This window comes from Bacillus sp. 7_6_55CFAA_CT2 (assembly GCF_000238655.1).
GTDB classification, from domain to species: Bacteria; Bacillota; Bacilli; order Bacillales; family Bacillaceae_G; genus Bacillus_A; species Bacillus_A cereus.
Genome location: NZ_JH414708.1, coordinates 564,651 through 586,998 on the forward strand (window position 1 = coordinate 564,651; position 22,348 = coordinate 586,998).

Genomic DNA, 22,348 nt, shown 5'->3' on the forward strand with positions numbered 1-22,348 from the left:
AGCGCTTTCTTGTTGTTTGAAATGTACGTTTTTATAGGTGAGAAATTTAATTATATGGTCTTCTAAATGAGGATTTGTTTAACTAATCAAGTTTATGCTGCTAGTTCATGTGGGATAGGGAATATACATATGGTATATGAAGTTACTGAACATTATATAAGTGGAGGCTGAAGTATATGAAGGGGGTTATTTTAGCTGGAGGAAAAGGAAGACGCCTTAGACCATTAACATGTAATACTCCAAAGCCGATGTTACCATTATTAGAAAAACCAGTTTTAGAATATAATATTGAGTTATTACGCCAGCATGGTATTCGTGAAATTGCAATTACTGTTCAATATATGAGTACGACCATTAAGCAATATTTTGGTGACGGTAGTAAATGGGGAGTTAACTTGTATTATTTTGAAGACTCTCCTCCGCTTGGCACAGCAGGGAGTATTAAACAAGCAGAACAATTTTTAGATGAAACATTTGTTGTGATAAGCGGGGATGCATTAACTGACTTTCAATTATCAGAAGGAATTAGGTTTCATGAACAAAAGAAAAGAATGGTAACAATGTTTGTGAAAGAAGTAGAAAATCCACTCTCATTTGGATTGGTTGTAATAAATAAAGACCAGGAGGTTACACGATATATAGAAAAGCCGGGCTGGAATGAGGTAGTATCTAATGTTGTGAATACAGGCATATATATTATGGAGCCAGAAATCTTTTCTTACATACCGCCTAGACAATTTTGTGATTTCAGTCATGATGTGTTTCCGTTATTGGCAAACAAAAATGTATTATTCGCATATTTGTCAGAAGGTTATTGGTTAGATATCGGCACATTTAATCAATATCGACAAGCACATTTTGATTTGTTAACGAAAAAGTTACAAGTACCTATTCCTTATACGGAAGTATTACCGATGGTATGGATGGGAGAAGGGGTGACGATTGGTAAAGGGACGAAAATTCATGGCCCCTCTTTTATTGGAGAAGGAGTAAAGATTGGTACAGGAGCTGTAATTGAGCCATATTCTATTATTGGGAAAAATAGTATCGTTTCAAGTTATTCTCATCTTCAAAAAAGTATTGTTTTTGCGAATGCCCACATTGGGAAGTATTGTGAACTATTAGAAACGACAATAGGAGAGCGTACAATAGTTGAAGATGATGTTACACTGTTTCAAAAAAGCGTTGTAGCGGATCACTGTCATATCGGGAGAAGTACGGTAATTAAGCAAAAAGGAAAAGTATGGCCTTATAAGGCGATTGATAGTCATTCGATAGTAGGAGCGGCTGGTATTCAAGAGAGTGAAATGAGTGCAGGGTGGTTACAAAAAAGCCGCATTGTAGGAAGAGGGAATGTTGAAATTACTCCCCAGTTTATCGTGAAGATTGCGATGGCGTATGGTTCTCTTTTTAAAAAAGGAGAAAGTATATTAATTGGAAGTCAAGAAAATATAGAAACAACCTCTTATAAAAATTTATTTTTACATGCTATTCATGGTATAGGGATTCATACGATGGAATGTAAAGAAATGAACGAGTCACTTTTTCAATATAGTGTTCATCATTTGCAATGTGCAGGTGGTGTTTTCATTCAAGTAGAGAATGAGAATGAGATTGTTATAAAGTTATACGGTCAAGCTGGCATGCCGTTAACGTATAAGCAGCAAAAAGAGATAGAACAAGTATATATGTCCGAATTGTTTTATTACGTGATGGAGAAAGAAATGGGGCGTAATAAGCTGGTTCATGTTTCTATGAATGAGTATATAGAAGTTATATTGGAGCATATTGATATCGAGAAAATACAGATGCAGAAGTTTCATCTTCTTATTAATAAGAGAAATGATACGTTGCAACATTTACTTATGCTCTTTCTGCAAAGACTTGGTTGTACAGTTACATGGATTTATGCAAGCGAACAAAAAGATCATGTGAAAGCTTTGATGAAATCAAGTAAAGCGAATATGGCTCTTATATTTTCTGAGCAAGGAAATCATTTCGAGTTATACGATAAACATAGTAATATTTACCAAGGTACAGATTTGGAAGAGGTAGATATTCCAGATTTCTTACTCGAATCGACAGGAAATATTTACCCAATGTCTTTGAAGTTAGGGGAATGTTATCTTCTATTTTATACGCAGGATGAAAGAAAGGCGTTTCAAGTAAGGTGGAAGCGAGATATTTTATATCGGATTGGAAAATTATTTGAGCTAATAGCATTGCAAGGAAAAACGTTTCTCAGCATAGTGGAGCAATCACCTCCGCTCTATTTACTTTATGATGAAGTGGTATGTTCATGGAATGAAAAAGGGGAAATTATGAGGAAATTATTGGATGATATAGAAAGGAAGGGAGAAGGTATATTTGAAGGAGTACAGTTCAAATATACTGAAAAAGAGTGGTCTTATATCGTTTCTGACACAAAACAACCAAAATTTTTGGTGTATTCACATGCTAGAAACCCAGTAATAGCAAGGGAAAACATGAAAAATCTTATAGAAAAAATTAGACAATATCAAAAGGTGTAGAATTTTTATTTTAAAAGTGGTATTATAGTATAGTCTGATTTAAGTTATTAGTACTGGAGGGAAATAAGAATGCGTGTGAATATTACTCTAGCATGTACAGAATGCGGAGATCGTAACTATATCTCAAAGAAAAATAAACGTAACAACGCTGAGCGTATCGAGCTTAAAAAGTATTGCAAGCGTGACAAGAAGTCTACGTTACACCGTGAAACAAAGTAAGCAGTAGGAATATTTTCCTACTGTTTCTTTTTTTTATTCGATTCCTATGTTAAAAGTGATACACTATCAGCATAGAGTAAAGTGTCACTGTAAGGGGGAGAGTGTGTGAAAGCAGAGAAAGTACGTTTGCGTAAACAAATAATAGAACACATGAATTCTTTATCAGAAGAACAGTATACAACTTTATCAGAACAGATTGCATTTTCGTTGTATGCGCAAAAAGAGTGGGTTGAAGCTAAAACAATTGGAATTACTCTTTCAATGGAAAATGAAGTGAATACATATCCAATTATCGAAAAAGCTTGGGAAGAAGGAAAGAAAGTTGTAGTTCCTAAGTGTAATAAAGGAACAAGAACGATGTCTTTCCGGCAAATTAATAATTTTGATCAATTAGAAACGGTGTATATGAATTTACGTGAACCGATTCCCGGGCTTACGGAAGAAGTGAATATGGATGAAATTGATCTTCAAATTGTCCCAGGCGTAGCTTATACAGAACGAGGAGAGCGAATTGGGTACGGCGGTGGCTATTATGATCGTTATCTCGTGCATTATAAAGGGAAAACGCTATCATTAGCGTATGATTTTCAAATGGTAAAACACATTCCGGTAGAGCCATTTGATAAAAACATAGAAAAAATTATTACAGAAAAAGGAACAATGCTTACAAATAAGCTTGTATAGACAAATAAAAATTGACGAGACTTTTTCTTCTTGATTATAATAAAATATGTGAACGTTTTCTTATTATAATTTTTTATAGTAAGTGAGCATAGAGGGTGATGAAATGGTATCTATTTATGATATTCAGCAATTGCTAAAGAAATTTGGTACGATTATTTATACGGGAGATCGAATTGCTGATTTACAATTAATGCAAGATGAATTGCGTGAATTAAATCAATCACAGCTAATCGATCCACAAGACTATCAAACAGCTTTATTTTTATTGAAGCAAGAAATTCAAAAAGAGCTAAATAAGAATTAGATAAAGGTAGGTAAGCAACATGGAAGAGAAATGGTTAGTTGGTGTTGACCTTGGTGGTACAACGATTAAATTAGCATTTATTAATGTATACGGTGAAATTTTACATAAGTGGGAAATCCCTACGAATACAGGTGAGCAAGGAAAACATATTACACTTGATGTTGCGAAAGCAATTGATAAAAAGCTAGAAGAATTAGGCGAATTGAAGAGCAAGTTAATTGGTATTGGTATGGGAGCTCCTGGTCCTGTACATGTGGCGTCTGGAATGATTTATGAAGCGGTTAATTTAGGATGGAAAAACTATCCGCTAAAAGATTTATTAGAAGTAGAAACAGGATTACCTGTTGTTATTGATAATGATGCAAACTTAGCAGCGCTTGGTGAAATGTGGAAAGGTGCTGGTGAAGGTGCAAAAGATTTAATCTGTATGACACTTGGTACGGGCGTTGGTGGTGGTGTAATCGCCAATGGTGAGATTGTACACGGCGTGAGTGGTGCTGCTGGTGAGATTGGACATATTACAGTCGTTACAGAAAATGCTTTCCCATGTAATTGCGGAAAGTCTGGTTGCTTAGAAACAGTAGCATCTGCGACAGGTATTGTACGTGTTGCTATGCAAAAAATACAAGAGACTAATAAAGAGAGCATGTTGCGTTCTATGTTAGCTGAAGAAGGACGTATTACATCAAAAGATGTCTTTGAAGCACTTGGACAAGGTGATGAATTAGCAGGTGAAGTAGTAGAAAAAGTAGCCTCTTATTTAGGATTAGCTGTAGCGAACCTTTCTAGTACATTGAACCCAGAGAAAATTGTTATTGGTGGAGGCGTGTCTAAAGCTGGAGATGCGCTATTAGAACCAATTCAACGCTATTTCGAGCAATACGCTTTCTCACGTGCTGTAAAGAGCACGAAGTTAGCTATTGCAACACTTGGTAATGATGCAGGCGTTATCGGAGGAGCTTGGCTTGTAAAAAAGCACAAATACGAAGCGAAGATGATATAAGTTGTGAAATATGAAAAGAGGAAGGGGGAACCCTTCCTCTTTTTGTGTGAAATCTCGATGAAGAATAAAGTGTAAACGAATTAAGCTGCTGGTGGATACCCGTTATATAGAACAGTCATGATCGTAAACCATCCGAAAACGAGTACAGTTGCAATTGCAAAGCCGCTCGCGAAAAAGTTTTTTTCACGAAGTGTTCTAAGCGTAGCAAATACAGCTAACAGAGTGACAAGTGTAAAAATAATAACAAGGCCCATACAATATCCTCCTCTGTCTACCCATTTCTTATTATGAGTTTTTGGAATATTTACTCTTTTATATTGTACATGTTTTAAAAATGATTGTCGAGATAGCATCCTTTCTTTTCCTCAGAGAAAGAAATGTTGTATCATTAAAAGTAAGTTTAATAACTGGAGGAGATTTTCATATGAAATGGATACAAATGCCGTTAGGCCCATTACAAACAAATGCTTATATTTTAATGAACGATCAAAAAGAGTGCATTATCTTTGACCCTGGTCATGAAGGTGAAAAGCTCGTTACATATTTACAAGAAGAACAATTAAAACCATTAGCTGTTTTATTAACACATGCTCACTTTGATCATATCGGTGCTGTTGATGCGGTAAGAGACACTTTTCATATTCCTGTGTACGTACATAAAGAAGAAGCAGATTGGTTAGGAGATGCAACTGTAAACGGCTCTCAAATTTTTATGATGAACCGCAGTATTACAGCAAAACCAGCGGATCATATTATTGATGCAGAAGGTACATTAACAATTGGATCATTTAATTTTGAAATTTTTGAGACACCAGGACATTCTCCAGGAAGTATTTCTTATTATAGTAAAGAGGCGAATGCTGTATTCTCAGGAGATGTATTGTTCCAAATGAGCATTGGAAGAACAGATTTACCTGGTGGAAGTTTCGCTGAATTAATTGGAAGTATTGAAGAGAGATTATTTGTATTACCAGATGAAACAGCGGTTTTATGTGGACATGGTCCAGAAACAAGCATTGGCTTTGAAAAAGAAAATAATCCGTTTTTACAATAAGGAGTCATTATGGGAATGGAGCTCATTTTAAGAGAATGGATGGGGAAAGAAAAGGATTATTCAATTTCATATAGTACGTATATGAACCTTGTATTGTATACAGAAGGTCATGGATATTATATGAAAGAACGTGAAAAGATTGGAAGACAAGGAGATTTTTTTACAAGTAGCAACGTATCCTCTGTGTTTGCAAAAACTTTTGCTAAACTTTTTATTCGTCTTGTTGAAAATGGTGAAGTTGCTCCGAATATTTGTGAAATTGGCGGAGGAACAGGGAAGTTTGCCTATGATGTTTTACAAGAATGGAAGCAAGTATCTCCAAAAACCTTTATTGATTTAAACTATTCAATGATTGAAGTGAGCCCTTTTCATAGAAAATTACAGCAGGAGCACCTTGGCTCATTTTCTAATGTATCGTACTATACCTCCTATAGTGAAATGGGAGATTCTTTCGAGGGAATTCTTTTTTCGAATGAGTTGTTTGATGCATTTCCTGTTGAAATAATTGAGAAAAGAAATGGTATGTTGTATGAAGTACGTATTACATATACAGAGGAAGGAAACCTTTCAGAAGTATGTAGGCCGTTAGATAAAAGAATTGGTCGCTATTTATTGAAATATAATATTCATATTGCTGAAGGGCAACGTTTTGAAGTACCAATTGTGATGGAGGAGTATATAAAAGAAATTGCGAAATGGTTTCAAAAAGGTATATGTATTACAGTTGATTACGGATACACAAAAGAAGAGTGGATGCATCCAGCACACCGTGAAGGAAGTTTGCGAGGGTATTATCAGCATAAGCTAATACGTAACCCACTAGCGCATCCAGGTGAAATGGATCTTACTACTCATATTCATTGGGACGAGCTAAAGGAGATGTTTAGTATGCAAGGAATGAGTGCAGTATGGCATAAGAAACAATCTGAGTTCTTGTTAGCTGCAGGGATATTAGAACAGCTTACGAGCCATCAAGATATGAATCCTTTTTCTGAAACGCAAAAACAAAATCGAGCCGTTCGTTCTATGATTTTGAATGGAGGAGTAGGGAGTGCATTTGATGTTGTTATACATACAAAAGATATGCAACATTTACATTTGGATCGATATGTAACAATATAAAAAACAAGACACAGTATATACTGTGTCTTGTTTTTTAATACGACTTATGTAGTATTATATATTTCCTCTCATGATATATATTTATATTAAAGATATGAGATGAAAAATATAGAATACGTTCTTTTTCTTCGATTATTAGTCCCTAACCTAATAATACGCGAACGAGTTGAATGATTGTTTCATTCTCTACTTTGTAATAAATTTCCAATCCTTTTCTTTCACTAGAAACGATTTTAGCGCTTTTTAATTTTGCTAAATGCTGTGAAATTGTAGATTGTGGCATGTTTAAGCCAGTATACATTGTAGAAACGTTGCTTGGACCGCGCTCGATTAATCCTTTTACGATACATAAACGAACAGGATGAGCTAGCACTTTTAATAATTCTGCATTACTTTCATATAGTTCTAATTCTTTTTGAAAGGTTTCTAACATGTTCTTTTCCACCTCCGTGTGAGCTATTATACCATACTATACATACCAAAAATTTAAAGAAAAGAAAATAGTTGTTGCAGAAAAAAAGTCCTAAAGTAAAGAAATTGTAAGAAAAGAGACCCTGATGTAAATAAAATAGGTAAATTAGCATGTTTTTGTAAAATGACATTTTTGGGTGAAAATTTCGATGCGTTTTAAAAATTGAAAGATATAGATATATTTGTAACACAATTTTATCATGATTTTCTTATTCTTTCAAATGAATATACGAAATTTTTAAAATAATATGACAAAGGAATTATAATGATATATATAGAATATAAAACAGGTTAAAAGAAAAGAAGCTGAATGTAATTCGCTTCTTTATGGTGATAATGAAATATTTGCTTACGGCTGATAAATCTTAGGATGATCAAGTCATTAGTCATTTATTCTAAAATTCATCTTTTAGCAACGTTAAAAATCTGTGATTCCATATGTTCTCATAAAAATCAATTGTCTCTTTTGCGGACATAAAAGGATTATTCAACGTAGAGGTTGTTTTCTGTACCATAAAGTTTTCGTATCCTAGTCCGTGGGCAAACTTAATCGTAGCATCCATACAGTACTCTGTTTGGGCGCCACAAAATTCAATGCAATTTACAGATAATTGATCTAAAATTTCTTTTAAGTTTGTTTTATAAAATGAATTTGCATGTGTTTTTCTTACAAAAAAATCTTGTTCTTGAACATCTAGATCGGTATGAATAGCCCAAAGTTCTTTCTCGGGTACTAAATCATCATCACAATGTTGAACAAAAAGGATTGGTTTATTTAATTTTCTGTATGAATAAATTCTTTTATTTACTTTTGTTAGTAAGTTCTGTAAATCAAATAAATGCTCCTCGCTATAACATACGCCATTTTGTAAATCGATAACGATTAAAATATCTGAACAAATATCCATTATTTTCACCCCTTTTTATTTCTTAATATATCAATTAATCCATTATTTGGAAATAGATGATATACTTTTATTTTTTTATGGACTATAAGAAAAGAAGAAATTCAAATGAATATAATTAAAACGCAGAAAAAGAAGATATGAAAACCTAATCTCATATCTTCTTTTTCTCTATGCATTTACAGGTTCTTCTACATAAGAAAGGGCATTTTCAAAATCGGATATTAAATCGTTAACATTTTCAAGACCGACTGATAACCGAAGTAATGAATTAGAGATTCCTCTTTCATCACGAGCTTCTTGCGACAGTGCTGCATGTGACATTTTTGCTGGATAAGAAAGAATTGACTCTACAGCTCCTAAACTAACTGCAAAAACAGGTAATTTTACTTTTGATAAAAATTGGCGGAGTGCATTTTCTGACTGCAAAGTAAACGATAAGACCGCTCCAGCTGATGTTGCTTGAGATTGTTGAATATCAAATCCGAGATGTGTTTGTAATCCCGGATAATAGACATTTTGTACTTTAGCGTGCTCTTGTAAATAATGTGCGATTTTATTGGCATTTTTAGCTGAATGCTCGAGGCGTACGTGCAATGTTTTTAGACCGCGAAGTACGAGAGAACAATCTTGAGGTCCTAAAATAGCACCGAATGCATTTTGTAAAAATCCAAGCTTTTGAGCGAGTTCGGCATCTTTTACTACTGCTAATCCGGCAGTAACATCACTATGACCAGCAATAAATTTTGTAGCACTATGAAGAACGACATCAGCTCCAAGTTCAAGTGGTTTTTGGAATAGTGGTGTCAAAAATGTATTATCAACAAAAGTAAGAGCGCCAATAGATTTTGCGAGTTTAGAAACCTCGCGAATATCTGTCACTTTTAAAAGTGGGTTAGAAGGTGTTTCTACATAAAAGAGCTTTGTATTTGGTTTCATGTTTTGTTTTATTTCTTCTAAATTGGTCATATCAACAAATGTATGTGAAACACCGTAACGGGAGAGTACCTCAGTTATCACTCGGTAAGTGCCTCCGTACACATCTTCTGAAATGAGTACGTGATCACCTTGTGAAAGAAGGAGGAATGCAGTGGAAATCGCTGCAATGCCTGATGCAAAGGCGAATCCTTTTGTTCCGCCTTCTAATAAAGCAATGATATCTTCAAGAGCTTCACGAGTTGGATTTCCTGACCTGCTATAGTCATATTTTCCGAACGTATCTACATCAAACTGGTGAAAAGTTGATGTGTTATAAATAGGAACGTTCACAGCGCCTGTTTGCGAGTCATGTTTATATTGGTTGTGTAGTAAGAGTGTATCTATAGAATAGCTCATATTCTTACACCTTCTTTTACGAGTTTAATGGCTTGCTTTAAGTCTTGAATTAAATCGTTACTATTTTCAATGCCAACTGAGAATCGAAGAAGACGATTGCATACGCCGTTTGCTGTTCTAATTTCTTCAGGAATATCAGCATGTGTTTGCGTTGCTGGATAAGTCATTAAACTTTCTACACCACCAAGACTTTCGGCAAATGTAATTAAGGATAAAGATTGTAAGAATGGATTAATCCAAGCTTCATCTTTAAGGCGGAATGAAATCATGCCGCCTCTTCCTGGATAAAATACATCTGTCACCCCGTCTTCATCATTTAAATACGCAACAACTGCTTTCGCATTTTCTTCATGTTGTCTCATGCGAAGCGCTAACGTTTTCATACCGCGAATTAATAACCATGAGTCAAATGGGCTTAAAACTGCACCTGATGCATTATGATAATGAGCGATTTCCTCGCAAAGTTCCTTTCCTTTTGCAACGACAAGCCCGCTTAGTACATCGTTATGTCCCCCTAAATATTTCGTTGCGCTATGAAGTACAATGTCAGCACCTTCTGTTAATGGTTGCTGTATATAAGGTGTGTAGAATGTGTTGTCTACAATAAGAAGTAGTCCGTGCCTTTTCGCTACAGTTGCGACAGCAGCAATATCGGTAACTTGCATTAATGGATTAGTTGGAGTTTCTATGAAAATAGCCTTCGTTTCAGTTGTGATAGCTTGCTCAATTTGTTTAATAGACTGTGTATTTACGTATCTACATCGAACATTCCACTTTTTTTCATGCTCAGAAAATAATCGATACGTTCCCCCGTATAAATCTTCAGATACAATAAGTTCGTCTCCAGAGCGGAATAGAGAAAGGACGAGGAGAACAGCCGCCATCCCTGAACTACAGGCATAACCTTGTTCGCCATATTCTAAGTCTGCGATCGCCTGTTCTAAAAGACCGCGAGTTGGATTGCCAGTTCGTGAATAGTCAAAGCCAGTAGATTTACCAATTCCTTCGTGGCGATAAGCAGTTGAGAAATAAACTGGTGGATTAACCGTTCCAGTTGTAGTTTCACTACGATTTCCGATTTGTGCTAGTTTTGTTTCGATTGTTGACATGTGAAAATTCCTCCTTTTTAAATTGAAACATTAAGTGAATATAAAATAAAAAAAGCCTTCTAAGAAGAAGGCTTTCGGTTTGAATAGAGTCTTCTTCTCATCTGTCAAATCTTTCACAATTTGCTGGAATTAGCACCTTATTAACAAAATGTTAATGGTTGCTGAGGCGTCACAGGGCCAGTCCCTCTACCTCTCTAGATAAGAATGTTCGTATGAAATTTTTATTATGTTTTTAACTTTACAATAAAAGATAATTGAATTGCAACTTTATTTTAAATAATTTTTATTTTTCCGCAAGTGTCATTGACTTTTACTTTTGTGCATGCTAAATTTATTAAAAAATTAACAAACATTGTTAAAAGGGGAACGCATTTCCTTTTAGCTACATAAATAAAATAATAAAGACAACTCTTATTGAGAGCGGTGGAGGGAAAGGCCCTGTGAAACCCGGCAACCTTCAAACGAAATGTTTGAAACGGTGCTAATACCTGCAAAACGAATGTTTTGCATAATAAGAGGAGGAACAATTATGTCCCCCTCTTCAAAGTGAAGAGGGGGTTTTTATATTGATAGAAATGAGGGAGATTCGTGAAATTACTAGATTTATTATCAAAAGGAATTGTAATAGGTGATGGTGCGGTTGGAACGTTATTGCATTCACATGGTTTGCAAAGTAGCTTTGAAGAATTGAACGTATCTGATCCAGATCTAATTATATCCATTCATAAACAATATGTAGCTGCTGGAGCAGATGTAATTCAAACGAATACGTATGGAGCAAATGAGGCGAAATTACGTATGTATGGTTTAGAAAATCAAGTTACAAAAATTAATAGAGCGGCAGTGAAATTGGCGAAAGCATCTGTGACAGATAAAAATGCAATTTTAGGAACAATTGGTGGTATGAAACATATCGGAGCTGTTACAACGACTGATATGGAAAGGGAGTTTATATTACTTGAACAGGCGGGGGCTTTACTAGAAGAACAGGTTGATGGATTACTATTAGAAACTTTTTATGATGAATTTGAATTACTTCATGCTGTTCAGGTGTTACGAAAGCAAACGAACATTCCAATTGTAGCTCAATTAGCGTTACATGAGGCAGGTACGACTCAAAATGGAAATGATGTAAATGAAATATTAAAACAGCTTTTAGATTACGGTGCAAATGTTGTTGGATTGAACTGCCAACTAGGACCACTTCATATGACGGAAGCTTTCAAAATGATATCGATTCCGCAAAATGGCTATTTATCAGCATACCCAAATGCAGGTCTCCCGAATTATGTAGAGGGACGTTACGTATATGAGGGAAGTCCAGCTTATTTCGAAGCGATGACACCGAAATTTATTGAGCAAGGTATTCGGTTATTGGGTGGCTGTTGTGGTACGACTCCAGAACATATTCAAAGTATGAAGCGCGCTGTTGCGAATATTACCCCTGTAATAGAAAAAGAAACGATTCAAAGGCCAAAAGTCGTTCATACGCATGAGAAACGTTCGAAGGCTCACGTCACTCTAGCAGAGAAAGCAAAAAAACAAACGACAGTTGTAGTGGAATTAGATCCACCGAAAACGTTAGATACACAGCGTTTTTTTGAAGGAGCAAGAGCGTTAAAAAGAGCGGGAGCAGATGCTATTACTCTAGCAGATAATTCATTAGCATCGCCTCGTGTCTCTAATATGGCGATGGGTGCGTTATTAACGAAGCATGATATCCCAGTATTGACGCATTTAACGTGTAGAGATCATAACGTCATTGGACTACAATCTCATTTGTTAGGTTTATCGGCGTTAGGGATGGAAGAAGTGTTAGCTTTAACTGGTGATCCAGCGCGCGTTGGTGATTTTCCCGGTGCCACTTCTGTATATGATTTATCCTCTATTGAGCTTATTAAAATGATTAAAGAAATGAACGATGGACGTTCAATTTTAGGGAAATCAATTGGACCGGCGACAAGGTTTTCTGTAGGCGGCGCATTTAATCCTCACGTGAGGCACTTAAAAGCGGCGGTTAAGCGAATGGAACGAAAAATAGATGCTGGAGCGGAGTATTTTTTAACTCAGCCAATTTACGATATCAAGTTAATTGAAGAAGTGTATGAAGCGACAAAGCATTTGGAACAACCTATTTTTATTGGAATTATGCCGTTAGTAAGTAAGCGGAATGCAGATTTTCTTCATTTTGAGGTGCCGGGTATTACTCTTCCTGAAGAAATAAGAGAGAGAATGGATGGACATGAAACGAAAGAGGCAGCAATTGAGGAAGGGATTCGCATTTCACAAGAATTGGTCGACGCAGCGATGAAATATTTTAATGGTATTTATCTTATTACACCATTTTTAAAGTATGAAATTACAGAACATCTTGTTAAATATGTAAGAGAAAAGCAAGAAGTGAAAGAAGGTATTAATTGATGAAGTGTATAGAAGAAAAATTAAAAAATAGCATTTTAATATTAGATGGTGCAATGGGGACAATGATTCAGCAAGAGGATTTAACTGCTGAAGATTTCGGAGGAGAAGAGTACGAGGGCTGTAATGAATATTTAGTGGAAACAAGACCAGACGTTATTTTAAAGATTCATAAAGCTTATATTGAAGCTGGAGCGGATATTATTGAAACAAATACATTTGGGGCAACGAATATTGTACTAAGTGATTATGAGCTGTCTCATTTAGATGAAGAACTAAATGAAAAGGCAGCACTTTTGGCGAAGCAAGCTGTTAAAGAAAGCGGGAATGAAGTATATGTTGCGGGAGCGATGGGACCAACAACGAAAGCAATTAGTGTTACTGGTGGTGTGACTTTTGAAGAATTGATTGAAGCTTATACAAGGCAGGCACGAGGATTATTAAAAGGAGAAGTTGATGTATTACTCGTTGAGACGAGTCAAGATATGCGTAACGTGAAAGCAGCTTATATTGGAATTCAAGCTGCTTTTGAAGAACTGAAAAAAACGGTTCCTATTATGATTTCAGGTACGATTGAGCCAATGGGAACGACTCTGGCTGGGCAAACAATTGAAGCTTTTTATTTATCAGTAGAACATATGAAACCATTATCTGTTGGGTTAAACTGTGCGACTGGTCCGGAGTTTATGAGGGACCATATTCGTTCACTATCTGATTTATCGGAGTGTTACATTTCTTGTTATCCAAATGCAGGTCTTCCTGATGAAGATGGACATTACCATGAATCTCCATCTTCTCTTGCTGAAAAGGTGAAGCGATTTGCTGAAGAAGGATGGGTTAATATTATTGGTGGTTGTTGTGGCACGACACCAGAACATATAAAAGAAATGAAATCCGCGCTAGCATCTCTTAAGCCTCGTGACCATCATGAGAGAGAAGGACATGGAATTAGTGGATTAGAAGCACTGCAATATGATGAGTCTATGAGACCGTTATTTGTAGGTGAAAGAACGAATGTTATTGGGTCACGTAAATTTAAACGATTAGTAGCAGAAGGGAAATTTGAAGAGGCTGCTGAAGTGGCAAGAGCGCAAGTGAAGAAAAATGCTCATATTATTGATATTTGTATGGCAGATCCTGATCGCGATGAAATAGAAGATATGGAAAACTTCTTAGCAGAAGTTACGAAAGTTTTAAAAGTACCGATTATGATTGATTCAACAGATGAAAATGTGATGGAGCAAGCTCTTACTTATATTCAAGGAAAAGCTGTTATTAATTCAATTAATTTAGAAGATGGAGAAGAACGATTTAAAAAAGTGACACCGCTTCTTCAGAAGTATGGTGCTGCTATAGTTGTAGGAACAATTGATGAAGACGGTATGGCGGTTAGTGCGGAGCGAAAGATAGAAATTGCGAAAAGAAGCTATGAATTACTTACAAAGAAGTATGGGATACGCCCGTCAGATATTATTTTTGATGCACTTGTGTTTCCGGTAGGGACAGGTGATGAAGAATATATTGGTTCAGCAGCAGCGACTATAGAAGGAATTCACCTTATTAAAGAAGCGTTACCAGAGTGTTTAACGATTTTAGGGGTAAGTAACATATCATTTGGTTTACCACCGGCTGGACGTGAAGTATTAAATTCAGTCTTTTTATATCATGCTACGAAAGCAGGGTTAGATTACGCGATTGTGAATACGGAAAAATTAGAACGCTATGCGTCGATTCCAGAGGAAGAAAAACGCCTTGCAGATGCACTACTGTTTGAAACGACGAAAGAGACGTTAGAAGAATTTACAAACTTTTACCGAGTTGCTAAAAAGAAAGATATCGTTGTGCAAGAAACGTTAACGCTTGATGAAAGACTAGCAAATTATATTGTAGAAGGTACGAAACAAGGATTACACGAGGATTTAAGTCTTGCGCTTGAAGAAGGAAGAAAACCTCTTGATATTATTAACGGTCCGCTTATGACAGGGATGGATGAGGTAGGACGACTATTTAATAATAATGAACTTATTGTTGCTGAAGTATTGCAAAGTGCTGAAAGTATGAAAGCTGCTGTAAGCTATTTAGAGCCACATATGGAATCTAGTGATAGTGCGAAAAAAGGGAAAGTATTATTAGCAACTGTAAAAGGTGACGTGCATGATATTGGGAAAAATCTCGTTGAAATTATTTTAGCAAATAACGGATATGAGATTATTAATTTAGGAATTAATGTACGTTCGGATCGAATTGTTCAAGAAGTACAAGAAAAGAAACCGGATATTATAGGCCTTTCCGGTTTATTAGTAAAATCAGCGCAACAAATGGTAACGACTGCTGAAGATTTAAAAGCAGCAAATATTGATGTTCCCATTGTTGTAGGTGGTGCAGCGTTAACGAGAAAGTTTACAGATAATCGGATTTCACCATCATATAAAGGGCTCGTTTGTTATGCGAGTGATGCGATGACGGGGCTCGATATTATTAATAAGCTTCAAAAAGAAGAAGAGCGTGAGAAGATGAAACAGGATAAAAAAGAACGTCATCTTCATATCGTAAAAAAAGAGGAGAAGAAAGTAGAAATTCCAGCAGTAATTGAGCCATTACCGAAGGCTGAAGTTATCGTGCCTGATTCAACAAAACGAATTGTATTACGCGATATTCCGGCCTTTCATCTCGCTCCATTTTTAAATAGACAAATGCTACTTGGGCATCACCTTGGATTAAAAGGAAATGTGAAGAAGCTTTTGAAAGAGGGAAATAAGAGAGCACATGAATTAAATGATTTAATAGATGAATTATTGCAGGAAGGACAATCTTGGTTAAAGCCGAAAGCAGTGTATCAATTTTTCCCAGCGCAAAGCGACGGACAAAACATTGTAATATATGATCCAAAAGATCATACGCGTGTTATAGAGCGTTTCACATTCCCTAGACAAGGAAAGGCTCCCTATCGTACTTTAGGTGATTATTTGCGCCCAATAGGAGATGAGATGGACTATGTTGCTTTCTTATCTGTTACGGTTGGGGAAGGAATTCGGGACATTGCTGAAGAGTGGAAGGCGAAAGGTGATTACTTACGTAGTCATGCCATTCAATCGTTAGCGCTTGAATTAGCGGAAGGACTTGCTGAAAAAACACATATGCTCATTCGTGACCGCTGGGGCATTCCGGACTCACCTGAACTGACGATGGAAGAACGTTTCCGTACGAAATATAGAGGAATACGAGTGTCATTTGGTTATCCGGCGTGTCCAGAACTTGCAGATCAAGAAAAGCTATTTCGCTTAATTCATCCAGAGGAAATAGGTATTTCATTAACAGAAGGATTCATGATGGAGCCAGAAGCGTCCGTAACGGCTATGGTATTTTCTCACCCTGAGGCAAGATATTTTAGTGTATTATAGTCTAGAAGGGGGAGACGTATGAAGAAAATAGTCTTTACAGGTGGCGGTTCGGCAGGACATGTAACACCTAATTTAGCCATTATCCCATATTTACAGGAAGACAACTGGGATATCTCTTATATTGGTTCTCATCAAGGTATTGAGAAAACGATTATAGAAAAGGAAGGCATTCCCTACTATAGTATTTCGAGTGGAAAGCTACGTCGTTATTTTGATTTGAAAAATATAAAAGATCCTTTTCTTGTAATGAAGGGTGTTATGGATGCGTATGTAAGGATTCGAAAACTAAAACCAGATGTAATTTTTTCAAAAGGCGGTTTCGTATCTGTACCAGTCGTAATTGGAGGATGGCTAAATAGAGTACCAGTTTTATTACATGAATCTGATATGACACCAGGACTAGCAAATAAAATTGCGCTTCGTTTTGCTTCGAAAATATTTGTTACATTTGAAGAAGCAGCGAAACATTTACCGAAAGAAAAAGTAATATATACGGGATCTCCTGTACGTGAAGAAGTGCTGAAGGGAAATCGTGAAAAAGGTTTAGCGTTTTTAGGTTTTTCACGTAAAAAGCCAGTTATTACGATTATGGGAGGCAGCTTGGGCGCGAAAAAAATTAATGATACGGCTCGAGAAGCATTACCAGAACTTCTTAAAAAATATCAAATTGTTCACCTTTGCGGAAAAGGTAACCTTGATGAAAGTTTACAAAATAAAGAAGGATATAGACAATTTGAATATGTACATGGAGAACTGCCAGATATATTAGCGGTAACAGATTTTGTTATTTCACGCGCGGGCTCCAACGCAATTTTTGAATTTTTAACATTACAAAAGCCGATGGTTTTAATTCCATTATCGAAATTTGCAAGCCGTGGAGATCAAATATTAAATGCAGAGTCCTTTGAAAGGCAAGGGTATGCCTCCGTATTATATGAAGAAGATGTAACTGTAAAATCTCTTATAAAGTATGTCGAAGAATTGAATCAAAATAATGAGAAGTATAAAACAGCACTAAAAAAATATAATGGAAAAGAAGCAATTAAAACAATCATTCAAAATATTTCAGAGGCATGATGAAACAATCATGCCTCTTTTAGTAGGGTGAAAGATTCCAAGAATTGATATTTTTATGTTACAATAAAGTGAAACTTTAATCAGTTGGGTTCATCCCACATCTAACTTCTTTACTGTTACTAAATTTTGAGGAGGTAGTCTTACTGCCCTCAAATAGCGGGATAACAAATGGGTTAATAGGGAAATTCCAATTAATGAGGCGTGAAAATACGAATGGATTAGGAGTGACTGTGTTGGAGCTAAGTCTCTATGAAAATACTGCACTTATTATATGCTTTGTGTTGTACGTTGGTAGTGTTATTGTTTATATTTCAAGGAAATTTTCGCAAGAAAGAGAGCTTGAAAAGTCAGAGATAACAGCTGAACTAGAAATGTTAGCTGATGAAAGTTATAAAAAACAAAAAATAAAAGAAGACCATGAAGCATCCCATCATTTAAACGCAAATAAGTTTTAAAGATGGGGATTTTTTTTGAAGTTGTTCTTTATTATAGCTATAACAAATAACGCTAAAAAGGAGTTTCCCCATACATAATGAAGGAGTGTATATAAATGAATTTTTATATCGCCTCAGGTTTCCAAAATAAACATCTTGTACATTCCGTAGCAAATGAACTGAAACATGCAGGATGGCACCATACATATGATTGGACCAAAAACGAAAGAGCAGCGAATGAAGAACAATTAAGAGAAATTGGTCAGGCAGAACGAAATGCTGTAAAAGAAGCGGATGTATTTTTACTTATATTAGATGGTGGAAACGGGAGCCATACAGAGTTTGGAATGGCGATTGCACTAGAGAAAACGATATATGTATATCATGCAGGAAACCCGCTCCAAACAACGTTCTATCACTTGCCAGAAATAAATATTTTTGAAGGAGATGTAGCTGAGTTTGCATCTTTTGTTATGAATCATGTGAAATAATAGTAACTACCTAAAAGGTTATAAAAGTGATCTTTTGGGTACAGTGATGATAAGAAACGTATATAAAGGAGTACATAATATGAAATTAGAAAATGGATGGGAAACGAGCTTTTTAGAAGTCGTACAAAATAGTGAATTTAAGAAAGAGGCACTTCTTAGTCAATTGCTTTGTCAGGATAGTGAAGAAGTAGAAGAGCTTGTGGATGATTACGGCTACGAAGAACTTGTTGAACGTGAACATGATGATGAGTTAGCTGAAATCTTAGGAGAAGAACTTTTTAGTGAGATGGAACGCCAAGTATTCTTATCTTCAAATCCAGAAGAAAAACTTATTTCATTCGTCAATGGATTAGGTTTTCATGTGCTAGATTGGATCGTTCTTCTTGAAACAGAATTTGGCATTGATAGTGCAAACTTTACATCAGATGCTGTGAAGTTGTTAGAAAAGCGTTTCAGACAGTTTCCATACATAGAGGACAAGACAATTTTTGATATGACATTTGGAGAATCGATGGATGTATTAGAATCTGTTACAGGATTACAACTAAAGGAAAAGATGAACGTATAATGAAAAAAGAACGTGATTGGATCACGTTCTTTTTTTACATAATAATAATTTTATCATCTAGTTTTGTCTGCCCGGTAAGAAGTGCGTTTAAATATTCCACTTTTCTTATACAAGCTTGTATATGTCTTTCAATCTCTTGTAACTCTGCTTGGTGATGCGTTTCAATTGGATGAATTTGTACGTTGAATTTTTCAAATTGACTACTATATGTTATTTCTGCATAGCCGCTCATAATATCGGTTTCGTTATGAAATAAAAATTGCTTCGTTTTGTCACAGAATGATACATCCTGAAAGCCATATACTTTTAATGCTTCAATTACTTTTTTAATCATTTTTGTATTCATTTTTTAACCCTCTTTACGAAGTTCTACTTATATATTATAACATAAAAAATTACATAGAAAGCGCTTCCAAGTGTATTTTATTATAAACTTTACGTTTCAATCACAAAAATGAAACAAAGAAAAAATAATTGTAAAGAAGGAAGGACTCTTTTATTGTTTCGTCATATATATAGAGAAATAGTGCAATGAAAGGAAATTTTCCGAGGTGGAGATCGTATTTCCAATTTGAGCGCAGTAAAAGAGGTGAGAATTTTGAACTTTGATATTGTAGGACAAAAAGCATATATAAAAGATGGACCGCATCGGAACCGAATTGGAATTGTAAAGAAAAACGAGACAAAATTAGCATCGCAGTTTGCTATTGTAATTGGAGAACAAATCATTGATGTAGAGCTAAAGGATATCGTGTTAGTTGGAGTAGACGTAGGACAATTTCATAAATGGTGCGAACAAAATGGTTATTTGTGAAAAGGACGGGCTGTGAGATAATGAAATATATTTGAGGAAAGAGGATATGTTATCATATTCTCTTTTTCTATGTTTCAGGAGGCGAAAATGAAATATAAAGAACAGGAGTTTACGTTGGAGTTAAAAGAGAACATTCAATGTATGGAGAAGGAAATAGAGCGAATATCACTTAAACTGCATAAAGAGTATGCGATTTATACATAGAAAAACACATGGAATTAGATATGGGATTTGCAAGAGAAAAAGAGAATCCCTTTGAGGTGGGTTATTATTCATCAGTTGCCATAGCTATATTAGATGAAGAAAAAGAGATGATTGAATTTCACTATATTCCAATTTGGAAATGCGAAAAAATCTTTTTAGGAATGTCAATTCAATCAAACATTTTTGGGAGTAAGAAAGTAGGGGAACTTGTTGATGAATCTTGTTATGAGATTGAGGAGGAGTTAAAAGAGTAACTAGAAGAATACTTGGAGTAAGAATTCTCAAGATAAAATCTATAAAGAGGGAACGGAATAAAAAAGACGCTAACAATTGTATGTTAGCGTCTTTTTTTCATTATGAAGCAATTTCACCAGTTTTTGTATCATCTTGATTGTACGTATCTTGATCTAATTCACCAAGCCATTTACTTGAAATAAGACCTGCTGTCATAGAACCACTTACGTTAAGAGCTGTACGACCCATATCGATTAATGGCTCAACCGAGATAACTAGAGCAACAATACCGATTGGTAAGTTCATTGTAGATAGTACGATTAAAGCTGCGAATGTTGCACCGCCACCAACTCCGGCAACACCGAATGAGCTAATAGCAACAACAGCGATTAAAGTTAAAATAAATTGTGGTTGTAATGGATCAATTCCTACAGTTGGAGCGACCATCATTGCAAGCATTGCTGGATAAATACCTGCGCAACCGTTTTGTCCGATAGATACCCCAAATGAAGCTGCGAAGTTTGCAATTCCTTCGGAAATACCAAGTTTTTCTTTTTGAGCTTCAATATTTAATGGCATCGCACCAGCACTAGAGCGAGATGTGAATGCAAAAGTTAGTACAGGGAACACTTTTTTCAAATATTGAATTGGATTTAAACCAGACAATGCAATTAATAATAAGTGAATGATAAACATTACGATAAGTGCTACGTAAGAGGCTAACACGAAGTTACCAAGTTTTAAAATAGCATTTATATCGCTACCAGCAACTGTTTTTGCCATAAGAGCTAATACGCCGTATGGAGTAAGGCGTAAAATTAATGTTACCATACGCATTACGATTGCATATACAGCATCAAGCATTTTCTTAAATAGTTCTGCTTGTTCTGGATATTTTCTTTTTACACCTATAAAGGCAATGCCGATAAAGGCTGCAAATATTACGACAGAAATTGTTGATGTTGGACGAGCGCCTGTTAAATCAAGAAACGGATTTGTAGGCAATAGCTCTAATAATTTATCTGGAATTGTTGTCTTTTCAATAGAAGTAAATCTTTCTTCAACTAGTTTCAGACGAGCAGATTCTGCATCACCTTGTTGTAGGCCTGTTGCAGATACATCAAATCCTGCACTTGCAGCGATACCGACAGCTGCAGCGATTCCTGTAGTAAGAATTAAAATTCCGATAATAAGACCACTAATTTTACCAAGGTTTTTCGTTAACTGTAATTTTGTAAATGCTGAAATAATAGATACTAAAATAAGTGGCATAACGATCATTTGAAGTAATTTCACATAACCGTTACCGATTAAGCCAAACCAAGTATTTGATTCAATAATTACTTTAGAAGTTGGCTCATAAATGAATTGTAATATAAGACCGAATAAAATTCCGACTCCTAAAGCGGTAAATACACGTTTATTAAAAGATACATGCTTACGTTGCATATAATATAATACGCCAACTAAGATTAGCATGACTGCAACGTTAATTCCGACAAGCAGTGTATTCATGTTGATTCCCCCTAATTCCAATCTGTTATATAGAATATAAGGTAATAAAACCTATAAGTCAACTAGGAAATTCCGGGATTAAAAAAAGATGGCAAAATGCCATCTTTTAATGTCCAGCCCCAGGGACAAGTAAAAATGTCGTGTAGTATGTAAATCCTATGAAGAAAACAGTTAAATATGCCCCGAATACGTATATATACATACGCTCTGTTAATTTTAAATAGCTTAAAAGTACGAAGAAACCTGTTTGTCCTAAAAATAGTAGTGCGGTCTGTTGCATATCCCCTACGTAAAACATAACCGAGAAAATTCCAGTCCAAAAGCCGAGAACGCGAAACATGCGCTCCATGCCATCTCCCTCCTTTTCTAAAAAAAGTAAACCTCACCTCATTATAGTTTATTTTTCTTACTATTGTAAATATTCATTCATATAAAAAGAAGCCAATTATTATTGG

General features: G+C 35.5%; 22 protein-coding genes, 1 pseudogene and 2 riboswitches. Of the genes and pseudogenes, 15 read left to right on the forward strand and 8 right to left on the reverse strand.

Annotated elements, in window-relative coordinates:
- Positions 1 to 176 precede the first annotated feature (176 nt).
- The 5 genes from HMPREF1014_RS03070 (at position 177) to glcK (ending at position 4,741) form a co-directional block, all read left to right on the forward strand.
- Positions 177 to 2,531 (forward strand): sugar phosphate nucleotidyltransferase, encoded by a 2,355-nt coding sequence (locus HMPREF1014_RS03070; protein ID WP_000679331.1) that lies wholly within the window; start codon positions 177 to 179, stop codon positions 2,529 to 2,531.
- A 69-nt stretch (positions 2,532 to 2,600) separates the two neighbouring features.
- Positions 2,601 to 2,750: a 50S ribosomal protein L33 gene (gene rpmG / locus HMPREF1014_RS03075; RefSeq protein WP_001265616.1), complete on the forward strand. Its 150-nt coding sequence runs from the start codon at positions 2,601 to 2,603 to the stop codon at positions 2,748 to 2,750.
- A 105-nt stretch (positions 2,751 to 2,855) separates the two neighbouring features.
- Positions 2,856 to 3,434 carry a 5-formyltetrahydrofolate cyclo-ligase gene (locus tag HMPREF1014_RS03080; protein WP_000642752.1) on the forward strand — a complete coding sequence of 193 codons (579 nt, stop codon included), beginning with the start codon at positions 2,856 to 2,858 and terminating at the stop codon, positions 3,432 to 3,434.
- Between the two features lie 103 nt (positions 3,435 to 3,537).
- Positions 3,538 to 3,738 (forward strand): YqgQ family protein, encoded by a 201-nt coding sequence (locus tag HMPREF1014_RS03085; RefSeq protein WP_000253699.1) that lies wholly within the window; start codon positions 3,538 to 3,540, stop codon positions 3,736 to 3,738.
- A gap of 19 nt (positions 3,739 to 3,757) precedes the next feature.
- Positions 3,758 to 4,741 (forward strand): glucokinase, encoded by a 984-nt coding sequence (gene glcK / locus HMPREF1014_RS03090; RefSeq protein WP_000391701.1) that lies wholly within the window; start codon positions 3,758 to 3,760, stop codon positions 4,739 to 4,741.
- A gap of 80 nt (positions 4,742 to 4,821) precedes the next feature.
- Here glcK and HMPREF1014_RS03095 read toward each other — a convergent pair whose 3' ends face one another.
- Positions 4,822 to 4,995 (reverse strand): DUF2759 domain-containing protein, encoded by a 174-nt coding sequence (locus HMPREF1014_RS03095; protein WP_000524852.1) that lies wholly within the window; start codon positions 4,993 to 4,995, stop codon positions 4,822 to 4,824.
- Positions 4,996 to 5,165: 170 nt separating this feature from the next.
- Here HMPREF1014_RS03095 and HMPREF1014_RS03100 point away from each other — a divergent pair, with 170 nt between their 5' ends.
- Both HMPREF1014_RS03100 and HMPREF1014_RS03105 read left to right on the forward strand, forming a co-directional pair.
- Positions 5,166 to 5,795 carry an MBL fold metallo-hydrolase gene (locus HMPREF1014_RS03100; protein ID WP_000871234.1) on the forward strand — a complete coding sequence of 210 codons (630 nt, stop codon included), beginning with the start codon at positions 5,166 to 5,168 and terminating at the stop codon, positions 5,793 to 5,795.
- 9 nt (positions 5,796 to 5,804) lie between these two features.
- A complete protein-coding gene (locus HMPREF1014_RS03105) occupies positions 5,805 to 6,917 on the forward strand; it encodes a class I SAM-dependent methyltransferase (RefSeq protein WP_000525144.1) in 1,113 nt (370 codons plus the stop codon).
- 142 nt (positions 6,918 to 7,059) lie between these two features.
- Here the strand turns inward: HMPREF1014_RS03105 and HMPREF1014_RS03110 are convergent, their stop codons facing one another.
- From HMPREF1014_RS03110 to metI, 4 genes are all read right to left on the reverse strand, one after another.
- Positions 7,060 to 7,350: an ArsR/SmtB family transcription factor gene (locus HMPREF1014_RS03110; RefSeq protein ID WP_000894377.1), complete on the reverse strand. Its 291-nt coding sequence runs from the start codon at positions 7,348 to 7,350 to the stop codon at positions 7,060 to 7,062.
- 433 nt (positions 7,351 to 7,783) lie between these two features.
- Entirely contained in the window at positions 7,784 to 8,296 is a 513-nt protein-coding gene (locus tag HMPREF1014_RS03115; RefSeq protein WP_000350341.1) for a cysteine hydrolase family protein, read from the reverse strand.
- Positions 8,297 to 8,464: 168 nt separating this feature from the next.
- On the reverse strand, positions 8,465 to 9,628 hold the full coding sequence (gene metC / locus HMPREF1014_RS03120) for a cystathionine beta-lyase (protein WP_000122303.1): 1,164 nt from the start codon (positions 9,626 to 9,628) through the stop codon (positions 8,465 to 8,467).
- Positions 9,625 to 10,737, reverse strand: coding sequence for a cystathionine gamma-synthase/O-acetylhomoserine thiolyase (gene metI, locus HMPREF1014_RS03125; RefSeq protein WP_000103889.1), 1,113 nt, complete (start codon positions 10,735 to 10,737; stop codon positions 9,625 to 9,627). Before metI ends, metC begins: the two co-directional genes overlap by 4 nt.
- 94 nt (positions 10,738 to 10,831) lie before the next feature.
- Positions 10,832 to 10,942, reverse strand: a riboswitch (SAM riboswitch).
- 203 nt (positions 10,943 to 11,145) lie between these two features.
- A riboswitch (SAM riboswitch) is annotated at positions 11,146 to 11,255 on the forward strand.
- A 70-nt stretch (positions 11,256 to 11,325) separates the two neighbouring features.
- Between metI and HMPREF1014_RS03135 the strand changes: the two genes are divergently transcribed.
- The 6 genes from HMPREF1014_RS03135 to HMPREF1014_RS03160 all read left to right on the forward strand — a co-directional run bounded on the left by HMPREF1014_RS03135 (position 11,326) and on the right by HMPREF1014_RS03160 (position 19,126).
- Complete coding sequence (locus HMPREF1014_RS03135; RefSeq protein ID WP_000770358.1) at positions 11,326 to 13,158, forward strand: bifunctional homocysteine S-methyltransferase/methylenetetrahydrofolate reductase; 1,833 nt, start codon at positions 11,326 to 11,328, stop codon at positions 13,156 to 13,158.
- On the forward strand, positions 13,158 to 16,556 hold the full coding sequence (metH, locus tag HMPREF1014_RS03140) for a methionine synthase (RefSeq protein ID WP_000649687.1): 3,399 nt from the start codon (positions 13,158 to 13,160) through the stop codon (positions 16,554 to 16,556). Before HMPREF1014_RS03135 ends, metH begins: the two co-directional genes overlap by 1 nt.
- 18 nt (positions 16,557 to 16,574) lie before the next feature.
- Positions 16,575 to 17,633, forward strand: a complete 1,059-nt coding sequence (gene murG / locus HMPREF1014_RS03145; RefSeq protein ID WP_000724777.1) for an undecaprenyldiphospho-muramoylpentapeptide beta-N-acetylglucosaminyltransferase — start codon at positions 16,575 to 16,577, stop codon at positions 17,631 to 17,633.
- Between the two features lie 194 nt (positions 17,634 to 17,827).
- A complete protein-coding gene (locus HMPREF1014_RS03150) occupies positions 17,828 to 18,088 on the forward strand; it encodes a DUF3966 domain-containing protein (protein ID WP_001250699.1) in 261 nt (86 codons plus the stop codon).
- Between the two features lie 95 nt (positions 18,089 to 18,183).
- A complete protein-coding gene (locus HMPREF1014_RS03155; RefSeq protein ID WP_001012333.1) occupies positions 18,184 to 18,558 on the forward strand; it encodes a nucleoside 2-deoxyribosyltransferase in 375 nt (124 codons plus the stop codon).
- Between the two features lie 79 nt (positions 18,559 to 18,637).
- On the forward strand, positions 18,638 to 19,126 hold the full coding sequence (locus tag HMPREF1014_RS03160) for a hypothetical protein (RefSeq protein ID WP_000764266.1): 489 nt from the start codon (positions 18,638 to 18,640) through the stop codon (positions 19,124 to 19,126).
- Between the two features lie 34 nt (positions 19,127 to 19,160).
- Here the strand turns inward: HMPREF1014_RS03160 and HMPREF1014_RS03165 are convergent, their stop codons facing one another.
- Complete coding sequence (locus HMPREF1014_RS03165; RefSeq protein ID WP_001093237.1) at positions 19,161 to 19,472, reverse strand: hypothetical protein; 312 nt, start codon at positions 19,470 to 19,472, stop codon at positions 19,161 to 19,163.
- Between the two features lie 252 nt (positions 19,473 to 19,724).
- Here HMPREF1014_RS03165 and HMPREF1014_RS03170 point away from each other — a divergent pair, with 252 nt between their 5' ends.
- Positions 19,725 to 19,940: a DUF3912 family protein gene (locus HMPREF1014_RS03170; protein WP_001008326.1), complete on the forward strand. Its 216-nt coding sequence runs from the start codon at positions 19,725 to 19,727 to the stop codon at positions 19,938 to 19,940.
- Between the two features lie 87 nt (positions 19,941 to 20,027).
- A pseudogene (locus tag HMPREF1014_RS29455) lies at positions 20,028 to 20,398 on the forward strand (hypothetical protein).
- Positions 20,399 to 20,498: 100 nt separating this feature from the next.
- Here the strand turns inward: HMPREF1014_RS29455 and HMPREF1014_RS03180 are convergent.
- Together HMPREF1014_RS03180 and HMPREF1014_RS03185 are read right to left on the reverse strand one after the other, a co-directional pair.
- Positions 20,499 to 21,893 (reverse strand): L-cystine transporter, encoded by a 1,395-nt coding sequence (locus HMPREF1014_RS03180; RefSeq protein ID WP_001094344.1) that lies wholly within the window; start codon positions 21,891 to 21,893, stop codon positions 20,499 to 20,501.
- Positions 21,894 to 21,999: 106 nt separating this feature from the next.
- Entirely contained in the window at positions 22,000 to 22,242 is a 243-nt protein-coding gene (locus HMPREF1014_RS03185; protein ID WP_000440721.1) for a DUF2626 domain-containing protein, read from the reverse strand.
- Between the last annotated feature and the right edge of the window lie 106 nt (positions 22,243 to 22,348).